Annotated in this window: 11 protein-coding genes and 1 CRISPR repeat array (1 of these 12 running past the window's edge); of the genes, 10 read left to right on the forward strand and 1 reads right to left on the reverse strand. The window is 42.7% G+C overall.

Annotated features, from left to right (window positions below; all coding sequences use genetic code 11):
• Nucleotides 1-2094: direct repeats of the CRISPR family, unit length 36 nt; unit sequence GTTTTAGAGCTGTGTTGTTTCGAATGGTTCCAAAAC (it extends 2037 nt beyond the left edge of the window).
• Nucleotides 2095-2193: 99 nt separating this feature from the next.
• Nucleotides 2194-3567: a tRNA uridine-5-carboxymethylaminomethyl(34) synthesis GTPase MnmE gene (mnmE, locus tag DQM55_RS05550; protein ID WP_111675750.1), complete on the reverse strand. Its 1374-nt coding sequence runs from the start codon at nt 3565-3567 to the stop codon at nt 2194-2196.
• Between the two features lie 176 nt (nt 3568-3743).
• Between mnmE and rpiA the strand changes: the two genes are divergently transcribed.
• The 10 genes from rpiA to cas10 all read left to right on the forward strand — a co-directional run bounded on the left by rpiA (nt 3744) and on the right by cas10 (nt 15804).
• Nucleotides 3744-4421 (forward strand): ribose-5-phosphate isomerase RpiA, encoded by a 678-nt coding sequence (gene rpiA, locus DQM55_RS05555; protein WP_111675751.1) that lies wholly within the window; start codon nt 3744-3746, stop codon nt 4419-4421.
• A 13-nt stretch (nt 4422-4434) separates the two neighbouring features.
• On the forward strand, nt 4435-5646 hold the full coding sequence (locus DQM55_RS05560) for a phosphopentomutase (RefSeq protein ID WP_111675752.1): 1212 nt from the start codon (nt 4435-4437) through the stop codon (nt 5644-5646).
• Nucleotides 5647-5674: 28 nt separating this feature from the next.
• The gene (locus tag DQM55_RS05565) at nt 5675-6487 is read left to right on the forward strand and encodes a purine-nucleoside phosphorylase (protein WP_111675753.1); all 813 of its coding nucleotides are present in this window, start codon (nt 5675-5677) and stop codon (nt 6485-6487) included.
• Nucleotides 6488-6822: 335 nt separating this feature from the next.
• A complete protein-coding gene (gene deoD, locus DQM55_RS05570) occupies nt 6823-7536 on the forward strand; it encodes a purine-nucleoside phosphorylase (protein ID WP_172454732.1) in 714 nt (237 codons plus the stop codon).
• Nucleotides 7533-8294, forward strand: a complete 762-nt coding sequence (locus tag DQM55_RS05575) for a hypothetical protein (protein ID WP_111675755.1) — start codon at nt 7533-7535, stop codon at nt 8292-8294. Before deoD ends, DQM55_RS05575 begins: the two co-directional genes overlap by 4 nt.
• 11 nt (nt 8295-8305) lie before the next feature.
• Nucleotides 8306-9043 carry an NAD-dependent protein deacylase gene (locus DQM55_RS05580; RefSeq protein WP_111675756.1) on the forward strand — a complete coding sequence of 246 codons (738 nt, stop codon included), beginning with the start codon at nt 8306-8308 and terminating at the stop codon, nt 9041-9043.
• A 112-nt stretch (nt 9044-9155) separates the two neighbouring features.
• The gene (gene cas1, locus DQM55_RS05585; RefSeq protein ID WP_111675757.1) at nt 9156-10157 is read left to right on the forward strand and encodes a CRISPR-associated endonuclease Cas1; all 1002 of its coding nucleotides are present in this window, start codon (nt 9156-9158) and stop codon (nt 10155-10157) included.
• A gap of 2 nt (nt 10158-10159) precedes the next feature.
• Nucleotides 10160-10486: a CRISPR-associated endonuclease Cas2 gene (cas2, locus tag DQM55_RS05590; protein WP_172454733.1), complete on the forward strand. Its 327-nt coding sequence runs from the start codon at nt 10160-10162 to the stop codon at nt 10484-10486.
• A gap of 2398 nt (nt 10487-12884) precedes the next feature.
• Entirely contained in the window at nt 12885-13619 is a 735-nt protein-coding gene (gene cas6 / locus DQM55_RS05605) for a CRISPR-associated endoribonuclease Cas6 (RefSeq protein WP_111675761.1), read from the forward strand.
• Nucleotides 13600-15804: a type III-A CRISPR-associated protein Cas10/Csm1 gene (cas10, locus tag DQM55_RS05610; protein WP_111675762.1), complete on the forward strand. Its 2205-nt coding sequence runs from the start codon at nt 13600-13602 to the stop codon at nt 15802-15804. Before cas6 ends, cas10 begins: the two co-directional genes overlap by 20 nt.
• Nucleotide 15805 lies beyond the last annotated feature (1 nt).

Raw genomic sequence — 15805 nt, forward strand, 5'->3', positions numbered from 1 at the left:
GGTAACTCTAGTTTTAGAGCTGTGTTGTTTCGAATGGTTCCAAAACGCGTATGCCTGGAAATTATACTAGAAATATGTTTTAGAGCTGTGTTGTTTCGAATGGTTCCAAAACCGCCGCCCGTTGGTGCCGTAGTATTGGGCTTGTTTTAGAGCTGTGTTGTTTCGAATGGTTCCAAAACTATGCTGGGTACGGCTATTGCTATTTGGATGTTTTAGAGCTGTGTTGTTTCGAATGGTTCCAAAACACTGTCATCACAGACACCAATCCCATTCAAGTTTTAGAGCTGTGTTGTTTCGAATGGTTCCAAAACTTATTAATCATTTTTTTAACTTACAAAGTAGTTTTAGAGCTGTGTTGTTTCGAATGGTTCCAAAACTATTATTGTAGATGAAGCCAACTCTGTTTAGTTTTAGAGCTGTGTTGTTTCGAATGGTTCCAAAACATGATATGATTTTCACTCAAAATGCCAGAAGTTTTAGAGCTGTGTTGTTTCGAATGGTTCCAAAACGAAAGGCAATCGGACGATTGTGAAATACACGTTTTAGAGCTGTGTTGTTTCGAATGGTTCCAAAACGATTGAGTTGATGGATAAAGCGCCTAAAATGTTTTAGAGCTGTGTTGTTTCGAATGGTTCCAAAACTACAGGTAGTGCATATTTCCCAGCTGTTCTGTTTTAGAGCTGTGTTGTTTCGAATGGTTCCAAAACTTATCTCTCTTCTTTTATTATGATTGTTTAGTTTTAGAGCTGTGTTGTTTCGAATGGTTCCAAAACGAAAGGGCTGGTAGAGCTAGACTCAATCAGGTTTTAGAGCTGTGTTGTTTCGAATGGTTCCAAAACAAAGATACATCAGAGATTTTAAATGAGTTGGTTTTAGAGCTGTGTTGTTTCGAATGGTTCCAAAACTGAGGGCAATGTATGATTTTAAAGCCGTAGGTTTTAGAGCTGTGTTGTTTCGAATGGTTCCAAAACAAAGAAACCTGTTTTACGTTCGTCAACTGGGTTTTAGAGCTGTGTTGTTTCGAATGGTTCCAAAACTGAAACCACTGACTGAACCGTTGAGTCCAAGTTTTAGAGCTGTGTTGTTTCGAATGGTTCCAAAACTTAGTCCAATCGTATTCGAACTCGTCATGAGTTTTAGAGCTGTGTTGTTTCGAATGGTTCCAAAACTTGGTGGTCGTCAGAAGGTTATCCAACTCAGTTTTAGAGCTGTGTTGTTTCGAATGGTTCCAAAACCCAAGGAAGTTTTAGAAAAATATTTACTGAAGTTTTAGAGCTGTGTTGTTTCGAATGGTTCCAAAACCTGACCGTCTTCAAGAAATAGCAGATTATTGTTTTAGAGCTGTGTTGTTTCGAATGGTTCCAAAACGCCAAGCAACGCAACAAATCGCTTTGGCTTGTTTTAGAGCTGTGTTGTTTCGAATGGTTCCAAAACCGCGGCTAAACTTGGCTCAGGAGCTGTTGCGTTTTAGAGCTGTGTTGTTTCGAATGGTTCCAAAACCGGACGCCTTCTCGTTGTCTAGGCTCTTGCGTTTTAGAGCTGTGTTGTTTCGAATGGTTCCAAAACCTGCGTCAACACATCACGAGTAGGAGATTGGTTTTAGAGCTGTGTTGTTTCGAATGGTTCCAAAACTTTAGTGAAGTTCCTCATGCAGACCAGGAAGTTTTAGAGCTGTGTTGTTTCGAATGGTTCCAAAACCATTGGATAAAGCACTTGAATCTACTGAAAGTTTTAGAGCTGTGTTGTTTCGAATGGTTCCAAAACTCAATCAATATCGTAAATGAGGAAGGTGATGTTTTAGAGCTGTGTTGTTTCGAATGGTTCCAAAACTAAACTTGCAGATCTTGAGAAGAAACTTTAGTTTTAGAGCTGTGTTGTTTCGAATGGTTCCAAAACTTTAGCATTAAACGCAAATCAAGTCAATGAGTTTTAGAGCTGTGTTGTTTCGAATGGTTCCAAAACATTTCTTGCCTTTTTTTTCAACGACTTCGTGTTTTAGAGCTGTGTTGTTTCGAATGGTTCCAAAACAAGGTCGCAGAGCGTTTTAAACGGTTGAGCGTTTTAGAGCTGTGTTGTTTCGAATGGTTCCAAAACAGCTTCTTTTTCAAGAATTTTTTCAACCTCGTTTTAGAGCTGTGTTGTTTTGTTTTTATTCATCATAAAAAGGACTGAGTATATCAGTCCTTTTGTTCTCTACTTCCCTAAGCAGAATTGGCTGAAGAGTTGGGTGATAAGCTCGTCTGGTGCGGCGTCACCAGTGATTTCGCCGAGAATTTCCCAAGTGCGGGTCATATCGACTTGGAGAAGATCTACCGGCATCCCCATGTCCAAGCCTTGGTTGACGGCTTGCAGGCTTTCCAGAGCTTTTTCAATCAAGGAGATATGGCGGGCGTTGGACAGGTAGGTAGCGTCTTGTTCGACGATACCAGCATTTTCAAAGAAGAGCTGATTGATGCGTTCTTCAATTTTATCAATATTTTGGTTGTGGAGGACAGAAATCTTAATGACATCAGTAGGGAGCTGATCAAGCTCAATCTTTTCTTCTAGGTCAGTCTTGTTAAGCAGGACGATTCGATTGCTATCTTGACTGATTTCGAGCAATTGTCTGTCCTGATCTGTCAAAGGCTCACTGGCATTAAGAACTAAGAGGACCAAGTCGGCTTCCTGCAGAGCTTTTTTAGAGCGCTCAACTCCAATTTGCTCCACAAGGTCATCGGTTTCCCGAATGCCTGCGGTATCGATGAGCTTGAGCGGCACACCCTTGATATTGACATACTCCTCAATCACATCACGGGTCGTACCCTCGATATCAGTCACAATGGCCTTGTCCTCACGCAGAAGATTGTTGAGTAGGCTGGACTTGCCAACGTTTGGTCTGCCGATGATAGCAGTGGAAATGCCTTCGCGTAAAATCTTACCTCGTCGTGCAGTATTGAGGAGATTGCTCAGCAGAGCCTCAAACTCAGCCGTTTTTTCTCGCATAAGCTGGGTCGTCATCTCTTCCACGTCGTCGTACTCGGGATAGTCGATGTTGACCTCGACCTGAGCCAGTGTGTTGAGAATTTCCTTACGGGTATTGTTGATAAGGTTGGAGAGGGAGCCATCTAGCTGCTTGACAGCGTTGTTCATTGCTTTATCGGTTTTGGCGCGGATGATGTCCATGACAGCCTCAGCCTGAGTCAAATCCACACGCCCGTTGAGAAAGGCCCGCTTGGTAAACTCGCCAGGCTCAGCCATTCTCGCACCTTCGCGGATAGCCAGCTGTAGGATTTCATTCGTGACCGCAATCCCACCGTGGGTATTTATCTCAATGATATCCTCGCGCGTGAAGGTCTTGGGAGAGCGCATAGCACCAACCATAACCTCGTCTAGAATTTCCTGTTTTTGAGGGTCAACGATATGACCGTAGTTGAGTGTGTGACTTTCCACTTCGCTCAGATTTTTCCCTTTGAAGATTTTTTGGGCAATAGCAAAGCTGTCAGTCCCGCTTAGTCTGACGATACCGATGGCTCCTTCGCCAAGAGGTGTAGAAATCGCAGCGATTGTATCAAATTCTCTGGTAATCATACAGTATTTTTCCTTGTGTTTAAAATCAATTAATCTAATTGTAACGCAAAAATCAAGGAGGAGCAAGGCTTTCGATTATCAAGCGGAAGGAATGAAATTTAAGTCTGGTAAAGAAAACACTTTCATGTTAGTGAGAATCATGTTATAATAAAAGTAGTGTGATTTGAGGAGGTGCTATGGAAAATCTAAAGAAACTGGCAGGAATCAAGGCTGCTGAATTTGTCCAAAGCGGGATGATAGTTGGTCTCGGGACGGGTTCGACCGCTTATTATTTTGTCGAAGAGATTGGCCGTCGTATAAAAGAAGAAGGACTGAAGATTACAGCTGTGACGACTTCCAGTGTCACTAGCAAACAGGCGGAAGGTTTAGGTATTCCGCTCAAATCCATTGATGAAGTTGACTTTGTTGATGTGACAGTTGATGGAGCTGATGAGGTTGACGCCACTTTTAACGGTATCAAGGGCGGTGGTGGCGCACTTCTCATGGAGAAAGTCGTAGCGGTGCCTACAAAGCACTATATCTGGGTAGTCGATGAGAGCAAGATGGTCGAGAAGTTAGGTGCCTTCAAGCTACCAGTAGAAGTTGTTCAGTACGGTGCTGAACAGCTCTTTCGTCGCTTTGAGAGTGCGGGCTATAAGCCGGCATTTCGTCAGCAGGACGACCAGCGTTTTATCACAGACATGCAGAATTTTATTATTGACTTAGATTTAGGTGTGATTGAAAATCCAGTTGAGTTTGCACAAGGACTTGATCATGTTGTGGGAGTAGTGGAGCATGGATTGTTTAATCAAATGGTAGACAAGGTCATTGTTGCTGGAAAATCGGGTCTCCAAGTTTTAGAGGCCAATAAATAGAAAGAGGTATTTTATGCCAAAATTTAATCGTATTCACTTGGTAGTCATGGACTCAGTTGGTATCGGTGCTGCTCCAGATGCCAATAACTTTGTCAATGCAGGGGTACCAGATGGTGCTTCAGATACTCTGGGACATATTTCCAAAACGGTAGGACTGAATGTGCCAAATATGGCTAAGATCGGTCTAGGAAATATCGAGCGTCCTACTCCTTTGAAGACAGTTCCTCAAGAAGAAAATCCTAGCGGCTACTATACCAAGCTGGAAGAAGTATCGCTTGGAAAAGACACGATGACAGGGCACTGGGAAATCATGGGTCTCAATATTACTGAGCCTTTTGATACTTTCTGGAATGGCTTCCCAGAAGAAATCCTGACTCAGATTGAAGAGTTTTCTGGTCGCAAGGTCATTCGTGAGGCTAACAAGCCATACTCTGGTACAGCAGTTATTGATGACTTTGGTCCTCGTCAGATGGAAACAGGCGAGCTGATTATCTACACCTCAGCTGACCCAGTATTGCAAATTGCGGCACACGAAGAAGTAATTCCTTTGGAAGAGCTCTATCGTATCTGTGAATTCGCCCGCTCTATTACCTTGGAACGTCCTGCGCTTCTGGGACGTATCATCGCTCGTCCTTATGTAGGTGAGCCAGGTAACTTCACTCGTACAGCAAATCGTCACGACTATGCCGTATCTCCGTTCAATCCAACTGTACTTGACAAGCTCAATGAAGCCGGAATTGATACTTATTCTGTTGGTAAGATAAATGACATCTTTAACGGTGCTGGAATCAATCATGACATGGGACACAATAAGTCTAACAATCATGGTGTAGATACATTGGTCAAAGCCTTGAAAGATGAAAACTTCAAAGAAGGTTTCTCATTTACTAACCTAGTAGACTTTGATGCTCTTTATGGTCACCGCCGTGATCCACATGGCTACCGTGACTGCTTGGAAGAGTTTGATGCTCGCATCCCAGAAATTATAGAAAACATGCGTGAAGATGACTTGCTCATGATTACTGCTGACCATGGTAATGATCCGACCTATGCCGGAACGGACCACACTCGTGAGTTCATTCCGCTCTTGGTCTTCGGAAAATCGCTGAGCGGTCATGGTCATATTCCTGTCGGACACTTTGCAGATATCTCAGCTACCGTTGCTGAAAACTTCGGAGTGGACAAGGCTATGATTGGTGAAAGCTTCTTGGACAAATTGGTATAAGCATAATAAGAGAGTGAGGAAAATATTTATGACAAGCTTATCAGAAAAAATCAAAGCAACAGCAGTCTTCTTAAAAGAAAAAGGTATGACAGAACCTGAGTTTGGTCTGATTTTGGGATCTGGTTTGGGAGAATTGGCTTCAGAAATTGAAAATACCGTTAGTCTTGACTATGCGGATATTCCAAACTGGGGCCGCTCAACTGTTGTTGGTCACGCTGGTAAATTAGTCTATGGAGACTTGGCAGGACGGAAAGTCTTGGCACTGCAAGGCCGTTTCCACTTCTATGAAGGAAATCCTTTAGAAATCGTTACTTTCCCAGTGCGTGTGATGAAGGCTCTTGGTGCGACAGGTGTCATTGTGACCAATGCTGCTGGCGGTATTGGCTATGGCCCTGGTACACTGATGGCCATCACTGACCACATCAATATGACTGGTCAAAATCCTTTGATTGGTGAAAACTTGGATGAATTTGGTCCACGTTTCCCTGATATGTCTAAATCTTACACTCCAGAATACCGTGCCGTCGCTCATAAAGTTGCTGATAAGCTTGGTATCAAGCTGGATGAGGGTGTCTATATCGGTGTAACTGGACCAACTTATGAAACACCTGCAGAAATCCGTGCTTATAAGACGCTTGGAGCGGATGCAGTCGGCATGTCTACTGTTCCTGAAGTGATTGTAGCAGCACATTCTGGTTTGAAAGTCCTTGGAATTTCATGCATTACAAACTTTGCTGCTGGTTTCCAAGAAGAGCTTAATCATGAGGAAGTGGTTGGAGTAACAGAACGTGTCAAGGGTGATTTCAAACGACTTCTTAAAGAAACGCTTGCTGAATTGTAAAAAAATGTTGAAAGGCGTAGTGTCTGGGTTGGTAATTTAATCCGGAACAGCCTTTCTATCTAGCCGATAAAATCATTAAACTAAAGAAAGGTAGAGTGAGTTGTTCAGATTTGAACACGAGCGAAAAACTATCTTTCAAATAAATACAGAAAGGAAGGGCGTCTGAGTTTGAATTGAACTCGGGTTAGTCTTTCTATGGAATATTAAAATTAAGAAAGAAAGGAATTGAACCCACCCTAAAAGCGGTGGGAAAAAGATAGTTGGTCTTTCGAGCATCGCTCACTGCGGCCATCTCCTATTTTCCCTTTGCTTTTGACGGGTTTGGTATCTTAACTATGTCTATTCATATTGCTGCTAAGCAAGGCGAGATTGCTGATAAAATTCTTCTTCCGGGGGATCCGCTTCGGGCTAAGTTTATTGCGGAGAATTTCCTTGAGGATGCTGTTTGCTTCAATGAAGTCCGCAATATGTTCGGTTACACTGGTACTTATAAAGGACAACGTGTTTCAGTTATGGGGACAGGGATGGGAATGCCCTCAATCTCTATCTACGCGCGTGAGTTGATTGTTGACTACGGTGTGAAAAAGCTAATCCGTGTCGGAACTGCTGGCTCGCTTAATGCTGATGTCCATGTCCGTGAATTAGTACTGGCGCAGGCGGCTGCAACTAACTCCAACATTATCCGCAATGACTGGCCACAGTATGATTTTCCACAAATCGCTAGCTTTGATTTACTAGATAAGGCCTATCATATCGCCAAAGATCTCGGTATGACAACCCATGTTGGGAATGTTTTGTCGTCAGATGTCTTTTACTCAAATTACTTTGAAAAGAACATCGAGCTTGGCAAGTGGGGCGTTAAGGCAGTGGAAATGGAAGCTGCGGCTCTTTACTACTTGGCAGCTCAGCACCATGTGGACGCTCTTGCTATCATGACTATTTCTGACAGCTTGGTCAATCCTGAAGAGGATACGACAGCAGAAGAGCGCCAAAATACCTTCACCGATATGATGAAGGTTGGTTTGGAAACCTTGATTGCAGAAGCATGAAAGTAGATGTCAAAGAAGCTATTCTCTTTGCTATTTCCCGTTATGACTATGCTTATGCCCATAAACTAGCTGAGCGAGCAGGAAGCAGTGTCCAGTCTGACTTGGTCCTTCTTCTTGAGGCTTTAGCGGAGCGAAGGGAGCTCAACATCCAATCTATGATGAATCTAAAGTTGGAAATCACTGGGTCTAACCTAGCTGATTTTCAGCTTTTTTGCCATGAAAATGAAGCGGACGAGCAGCTGGTCAATTACCTTTATGATCTGGAAGCCAAGCTTAGAAATGAGCAGCTGATTGACTTTATCCGAGCTGTCAGTCCGGCTATTTATCGGATTTTTATGCGGCTGATTCGCATGCAAATACCGGATATTGACAGCTATATTCATAATTCGCGAGGGGCTAGTTACGACCGTTGGAAGTTTGAAAAGATGCGACATTCTGATAATCCTGACCTGCAAAATTTTCATGCAGAAAGCACGGTCAATTCTTCTAGTTTGACGGAGCTGATTTTGCAGTTGCATTTTCCTGAATCTGTCAAAGAATCAGCACAGCAGCTAAGAGAGTTAGAAAAGTCAGTTCGCAATCCGTTGGCTCATCTTATCAAGCCTTTCGATGAGGAAGAATTGCACCGGACGACAGGTTTCTCATCTCAGCACTTTATGGAGCTTCTGGTTGATTTGGCGCAGGAGACAGGTATAGTTTATCAGAGGGAACCTTTTTACTTCGACCGAGCGAATGCGGTCATAGAAAGTCTCTTATAAGGTGTAGCAGGATGGATAAGATTGCAAGGCTGCAAGAATTAATAGACCAAAGTCAAAATATCGTCTTTTTCGGTGGGGCGGGTGTTTCGACGGAGTCCAATATTCCGGACTTCCGCAGTTCAGATGGGATATACAGCGTCAAGCTGGGACGGCATTTTACAGCAGAGCAGCTGGTTTCTCACACTATGTTTGAGCGCTATCCGCAGGAGTTTTTTGACTTTTACAAGAAGTATCTGCTTTATCCGAATGCTATGCCCAATGCTGCTCATGCATACTTGGCGAACTTGGAGAAGACGGGCAAGCTCAAGGCTGTGGTGACTCAAAATATCGATAGCTTGCATGAAATGGCTGGTTCGAAAAAGGTTCTCAAGCTTCATGGTAGTGCGGATAGAAATTACTGTCTGAATTGTCAGCGATTCTATGATTTGGATGGCTTTCTGGCTCTGCAGGGTACCATTCCTCACTGCCTTGACTGTGGCGGTATTGTCAAGCCAGATGTGACCCTCTATGAAGAGCCTCTAGATATGGAAGTTTTCCAGCAGGCAGCTCAAGCTATCCATCAAGCTGACCTACTGATAATCGGCGGCACTTCCTTAGTCGTCTATCCCGCAGCCAGCCTCATCCAGTACTTTTCAGGTAAGCATCTGGTCGTCATCAACAAGACCAGCATCCCTCAAGACAGCCAGGCAGACTTAGTCATTGAGGGCAAGATTGGAGAAGTGTTGGGGAAGTTGAGAAGAGATGACTAGAATCTATTTCTAAAAATAAGAAAGAAAAGACTCTTGTAGATTTTGCAAGGGTTTTTATTGACAACTTAAAATAGGTATATTAAAATATTAAATAAAAAGAAGGTGTTTTAATATGGCCGATTTGTATATTCAGAACTCTTCATACAGTTTATCAATTAGTGATCGTAAGTTAATGATAAAGAACCAAGAACGCACTATGCTCAAGGCTATTTCATTAGGTCTAATTGATAACATTCTTATATTTGGTAATTCTCAGTTATCAACACAATTGCTGAAATCTTTATCTCGCCATGGGATTCCAGTCTTCTATTTTTCTAGCAAGGGTGAGTTTTTATTTTCGATGGATTCTTTTAAGGAAGCGGACTATGAAAAGCAGAGAGAGCAGGCCCAAGCTTCTTTTGATAAAAGTTTCTGTCTGAAGATGTCGCAGAGGATAGCTTCGGCAAAAATCATGAATCAATTAAATCTGCTAAAAGCATACGATGAGCAAGGGCTATTTGACGAAGAGGATTTTAAACGTTTTAAATCTGCTTGTGAGAGCCTTAAATCTGCCAAAAGCATATCAGAAATTATGGGGATTGAAGGTAGGATTGCTAAATCTTATTTCTACTATCTTAATCTACTGGTAGAAGAAGATTTTCAGTTTTATTGTCGCAATAGGAGGCCGTCCTTAGATCGTTTTAATGCGCTGCTAAATTTTGGGTATTCGATTTTGTATTCCTGTTTTATTGGCTTGATTCGGAAAAATGGTCTTAGTGCAGGCTTTGGAGTTACCCATCAGCCACATACCCATCATGCAGTACTAGCCAGCGACCTAATGGAAGAGTGGCGGCCAGTCATCGTAGATGATACTGTGATGAGTCTGATTAAGCATGGTGATATTAGGGGGGAGCATTTTGAGAAGATGGGGGATGAAATGCATTTGACTTCGGAAGGGATTGAAGTATTTTCTCGAGCTATGAGGGAGCGCATCTTAGAAATCCATCATTATGTCGAATTGGATAAGAATCGCTACACTTTTTTGTACATGGCAGATCAGCAAGTCAAGTCTTTGATTCGATGTTTTAAGTCAAGGAATGCTGACGACTATATCAGCAGTTATACGGGAGAGTGAAGATGACTTTTTATAATCTTGATAGTGTCAGCAAGGAATTTGCCAGGAAGAAAACAAAGTTTTGTCTGGTTATTTATGATATCGTAAGTAATAAAAGGCGTTTAAAACTAGCCAAGCTTTTGGAAGGCTATGGTACAAGGGTTCAGCGTTCTTGCTTCGAAGTCGATATAGAAAAGCTGAATTTTGAACTTTTGATAAAAGATATAAGAGACTTTTATCAAGCCGATGAAGGAGACAATATCATCGTATATGTCGGGCATAAAGAAGAAACTGTAGTCTTTAATCCCTATGTTGGCGCTGAGTTGCTGGAAGAGATATTATTCTTTTAATCTTTAAAATTTGCTGGCTTCATGGTATAATAAGGATAAGTTCCAACTGGGATGTCAAACTAGATCTAGTGGTTCGACGCGAAGACCCTATACAAGATATGGGGTAAGACACCCCAGTCACCTCGAGAGGGGACGGAAACAAGTTTTCCACCCTCAACAGTCTGACCGTCATTTTCGTAAGACACCCCAGTCACCTCGAGAGGGGACGGAAACTTACGTGTTCAGAATTATTCAGTTTTACAAATATCTTGTAAGACACCCCAGTCACCTCGAGAGGGGGCGGAAACAAATAGGTCTTAGTCTCATAGACATAGTGAGCAAGCTTGTAAGCCCCCCCAGTCTCCTTGAGAGGGAACGGAAAAGCCAGGAAGTCTTCAGACACTTCAACTTTGTCTTGGTAAGACCCCTCAGTCTCCTCGGGAGGGTACGGAAACCTAGCAGTTTTCTTCGCCCTCTTTACTCTCAATCGGTCAGAACCCCCATTCACCTCGGAAGGGTACGGAAAACTAGTAACGCCAATAAGGACAGGAACAGCAACGTCTTTGTAAGAAACCCCAGTCAGCTCGATAGGGTACGGGAACTAAGTCCTAATTGAAATACGCCGTGTTCGTCTTTGTGTAAGAACTCCATTCATCTCGCGAGGGTACGGAAACGGAGGTTTTACGTTGTTGTTTCAATTTTCTAGCGTAAGAATCCCCATTCACTTCGAGAGGGTACGGAAACTTATAATCAAATTTATCCATAGTAAATTCCTCTCTTTCGTAAGAAACCCCAGTTTCCTCGAGAGGGTACGGAAACTTCTTCTCCAAAATAACTATCTTTTAGTTTCAAGCTATGTAAGACCCCCCATTCACCTCGGGAGGGGACGAAAACGGAAATTTTGTCCTTCCTTTAGGTCTTCCTGGCTTTCGTAAGACCTCCCATTCACCTCGGGAGGGTACGGAAACAGTTCCAGATATTCAGTATCTAGTTTTTTGTCAAAAGGTTAGAACCCCCAGTCTCCTCGCGAGGGTACGGAAACGAACTAACCCTTGCATATCCAATTTTTGCCATTTTGTGAGACATCCCAGTCATCTCGAGTGGGTACGGAAACCTTCTGCTTCAACTTCTTTAATTTGTTTATTTTATAAGAACCCCCAGACACCTCAAGAGGGGACGGAAACAATATTTTAACCAGCCTCCAATATATTTTCTCATTGGTTAGAACCCCCATTCACCTCGGGAGGGGACGGAAACCATACTGTGGATTGAGAGATATCAAGCGTACTTCATCAGTTAGAACCCCCCAGTCACCTCGAAAGGGTACGGAAACGGTCATACCTCTACCCCTGTGGTTGGTTTCATACTATGTAAGAAACCCCAGTTACCTCGAAAGGGGACGGAAACGTGCCTTTTCCTTGATTTTAGGCACGATACTCACGATAGTAAGAACCCCCAGTCACCTCGGGAGGGGACGGAAACCCGCCACCATTCATAGCCTTTTTTAGTCCCTGTAAAAGTAAGATCCCCCAGTCTCCTCGAGAGGGGACGGAAACACACCGCGAACATCCATTTTGAACCGAACACTCAGTTCGTTAGAACCTCCAGTGTCACCTCGGGAGGGGGCGGAAACAAGGAGATTATGAAACATCGCTCGTCTAGTAACGGTTAGTACCTCCAGTCTGCCCGAGAGGGAACGGAAACTTTTCAGCAACCTTGCCAAAAGCTGTGATGTAGAGCCAGTTAGAAATCCCAGACTCCTCGAGAGGGAACGGAAACATGTCTGTTTGTTCTCGGTAACTGTAATACTCTAGTCCGTTAGAAACCCCAATCACCTCGAGAGGGGACGGAAACCCGTTAGATTTATTAAATTCAATGAGTGCTTGTTTTGGTAAGAACCCCTAGTCACCTCGGGAGGGTACGGAAACTTTACACGTTATTTAGGATTGTGGAAGGCATTTAGTAAGAGGCTCCATTCACCTCGAGAGGGGACGAAAATTAAATACCTCCCACATATCTAATAACGTTCATGTCCGTTAGAACCCCCAGTCACCTCGAGAGGGGACGTAAACCCAATCAAGCCATTATTGGTAGTATTTGTTCCATCTGGTAACAATCCCCGGTCACCTCGCGAGAGGACGGAAACACTTTATTTGACAAAGTCATAGCTCGAATACCACCCATAAGAAACCCCAGTCACCTCGAGAGGGGACTGCAAACTGGGGGAATTATGATGCAATTTTTAAAATAGGATTAGATATTTAAAATAAGAAAAATCTTGACATCGCTTTCAAGATTTGATATAATAACAATCGTAAAAACAGTACTGATAATAACTAAAAAAGGGCGCCCTAGATTCGGTGAAAAATACTTTCACCGTTTTTAGGCGCTTTTTCTTATTATAGAAAGGAATGGAAATGTGAAGAAAATACGATTGCATCTTTCAAAGGCATCTTTGAAGGATGATGACTTAGTCTGTAAACTGCAGGGCTTTCTCATGGAGAAGCTGTCGGATGACTTTGCCTCCTTCCTCCATCAGCAAGAGACCAATCCATATTCGATGAATCTTCGTTCGGAGCGGGAGGAGTCTATTTGGACGGTAAACTTACTTTCGGAAGAAGCGGAGCAGCAGATATTGCCCCAGCTATTGAGTCTTGAAACGATAAAATTAGAGACTTATTCTGAGGAGATTCTGGTGAAGAATATCGAGATCCAGTCCCTTTCTTCCCAGTCCTTGCTGGAGATTTTTCAGGGAGATGAGGCTTCGCACTTGATAAGCCTGAACTTCTATACTCCGACGACCTTTAAACGTCAGGGACAGTTTGTCCTTTTTCCAGATACACGTCTAATCTTTCAGAGCCTCATGCAGAAGTACAGCCGGCTGGTAGAAGGCAAAGCAGAGATAGAGGAGGAAACGCTGGAGTTTTTAGCAGAGCATAGCCAAATCAGCAGTTATCGTCTGAAGAGTCATTATTTCCCGATTCATGGACGAAAATACCCCGCCTTTGAGGGCAGGGTAACTATTCGGATCCAGGGAGCGTCTACCTTAAAGGCCTATGCCCAGATGCTTCTGAGATTCGGGGAATATTCTGGAGTCGGAGCTAAATGCAGCTTAGGAATGGGAGGGATGAGAATTGAAGAAAGAAAAACTTGATTTGATTTACCAGGCCTTGTTTTACAACTTTGGCAGCCTTATCGCAAGAGCTGAAAACAAGGAAGACTATAGTGAGGAACTGGTTAAGAACTGGCTTGAGCAAAACGCTCCGCACTGGTCGGACATAGACAGTCAACAGAAAGAGCGCAGTGAAAAAATCATTCTCTTAGCCAATCAAATGGCTAGTGGCTTAGATCTAGATGCTTCGGAAGTTTTATCGGATCATTTTAAGCCACTTGCTGATATTTTTAATGTTTTCAAAGAGAAAAGGAGTTACCTTTATAAGCCTTTGACTTTGTTAGAGGATGAACAAAGGCTACCAGAGTCAGCTGATCTAGGAGGCCTTCCAATTACTCAGCAGGACTATAAGAGGATTCTTGATAAATTGGCAGCTATTCTGAAAGAGCATTCTTTCAGCGTAGAAAGTATACCGAATCTCCTTCACGCACTGGAAGCTCTCTGTTCATTTGTACCTGTAAGTCCAGGTCTGGAAGATTTTGCAGATATTAATGTATCTCAGCATAGTCTCTTAACGGCAGGATTTGCAGCTGCTATCTGGGATTATCTAGAGGAGCATGGAGATGACTGGCTGGATGCCTTTAGCCAAGAAAAGGTCTTTCTACTTGCGAGTTTTGATGTATCCGGTATTCAGGATTTTATCTATAATATCTCAAGTGGCGGAGCAGCTAAACAGCTGAAAGCCCGAAGTTTGTACCTTGATTTAATGAGTGAACATATCGTTGATAGCTTGCTGGAAAAACTAGAGCTTTCAAGAACAAATCTACTCTACGTCGGAGGAGGTCATGCTTACTTCATCTTGGCAAATACAGAGAAAACAACCGCTCTTTTAAAGGAGTTTGAAGCATCTTTTAATCAGTTCTTACTAGAGAACTTCCAGACAGGACTCTATGTCGCTTTTGGATGGACAGCATTTGCGGCAGGGGAGATTACTAGACAAGTCCAGTCTACATCAATAGCTTCGCTTGCTGCATATCGAACTATCTATCAAAAGACCAGCCGGATGATTTCTGATAAGAAGCTTTCACGATATGATGCAGAGACCTTGAAATTCTTAAACAAAGGTGGAAATAATTCTGAAAGAGAGTGTGAAATCTGCCATTCTGTAGAGAAGCTTACAAAACAAGTTTATGAGGATGAAGAGCATTCTCTCTGCCATATTTGTGATGAACTGAGAAAATTCTCAAAAAGGATTTCAGATGATACCTTCCGAGTTTGCAGAGGTGGAGCAGCAGGTTTGCCAATCGGTCCCGATGCTGTACTGGTAACAGCTGAAGGTGATCAAGCCTTGCAAACAGACCGTTTCTATGTCAAGAATAAGTGGTCACTTGATCAGTCAGGAACTCATATTTTTGCGGGTGACTATCGCTATGCAGAGATTCATGAGTATGCTGATATGGCTCAGGACAAAGATACTGGTTTAGGAATTCGTCGTTTGGCTGTTGTTCGTTTGGATGTGGATGATTTAGGTGCAGCCTTTATGGCAGGGTTTTCTCATCAAAAAGATGGAATCTACAGTAGTCTTTCAAGATCAGCGATTTTCTCTCGTAATATGAGTCTGTTTTTTAAGTTCTATATTCAGCAGTTTGCGGATGGGAAAAAGATGACGATTATCTATGCTGGTGGGGATGATGTCTTTGCTATTGGTGCTTGGAAAGATGTGATTGATTTTACAGTGGAATTGAGGCAAGCCTTCTTAAAATGGTCTGATGGGAAGTTGACACTTTCTGCTGGTATTGGCTTGTTTGCTGATAAAACCCCTATCAGTCTTATGGCGTCTTATACTGGAGACTTGGAAGAGGCTGCAAAAGCAAATGACAAAGATAGTCTTAGTTTATTTGAGGAGAAATTCACATTTAAATTTGATGATTTTATCACTGAAATCTATCAAGGTAAGCTGATTAACATTCGCTCCTTCTTTAAGAGTCAAGATGAGCGAGGAAAGGTATTTATCTACCGTTTGATTGAACTTTTGAGAGACTATACGAAAATCAATGTAGCTCGTTTGGCTTATTATTTAGCACGTCTTGAGAATAGTTCCAAAGACAAAGAAGCTTTTAGAGAGTTTAAAAATCTCTTTTTCAGCTGGTACAATGCTGGAGCAAAAGAACGAAAAGAGGCTGAGGCAGCTCTCTTACTCTATCTTTATGAAACTAGAAAGGATTAGG

The sequence above is a fragment of the Streptococcus sanguinis genome, from assembly GCF_900475275.1.
In the GTDB taxonomy this organism is placed as follows: Bacteria; Bacillota; Bacilli; order Lactobacillales; family Streptococcaceae; genus Streptococcus; species Streptococcus sanguinis_N.

What these genes read in the sequence shown, in the direction of transcription:
- rpiA (WP_111675751.1), top strand. Translation starts at nt 3,744, where the DNA reads ATGGAAAATCTAAAGAAACTGGCAGGAATCAAGGCTGCTGAATTTGTC.
- mnmE (WP_111675750.1), bottom strand. Translation starts at nt 3,567, where the DNA reads ATGATTACCAGAGAATTTGATACAATCGCTGCGATTTCTACACCTCTT.
- DQM55_RS05560 (WP_111675752.1), top strand. Translation starts at nt 4,435, where the DNA reads ATGCCAAAATTTAATCGTATTCACTTGGTAGTCATGGACTCAGTTGGT.
- cas1 (WP_111675757.1), top strand. Translation starts at nt 9,156, where the DNA reads ATGGCCGATTTGTATATTCAGAACTCTTCATACAGTTTATCAATTAGT.
- DQM55_RS05580 (WP_111675756.1), top strand. Translation starts at nt 8,306, where the DNA reads ATGGATAAGATTGCAAGGCTGCAAGAATTAATAGACCAAAGTCAAAAT.
- deoD (WP_172454732.1), top strand. Translation starts at nt 6,823, where the DNA reads ATGTCTATTCATATTGCTGCTAAGCAAGGCGAGATTGCTGATAAAATT.
- cas2 (WP_172454733.1), top strand. Translation starts at nt 10,160, where the DNA reads ATGACTTTTTATAATCTTGATAGTGTCAGCAAGGAATTTGCCAGGAAG.
- DQM55_RS05565 (WP_111675753.1), top strand. Translation starts at nt 5,675, where the DNA reads ATGACAAGCTTATCAGAAAAAATCAAAGCAACAGCAGTCTTCTTAAAA.
- DQM55_RS05575 (WP_111675755.1), top strand. Translation starts at nt 7,533, where the DNA reads ATGAAAGTAGATGTCAAAGAAGCTATTCTCTTTGCTATTTCCCGTTAT.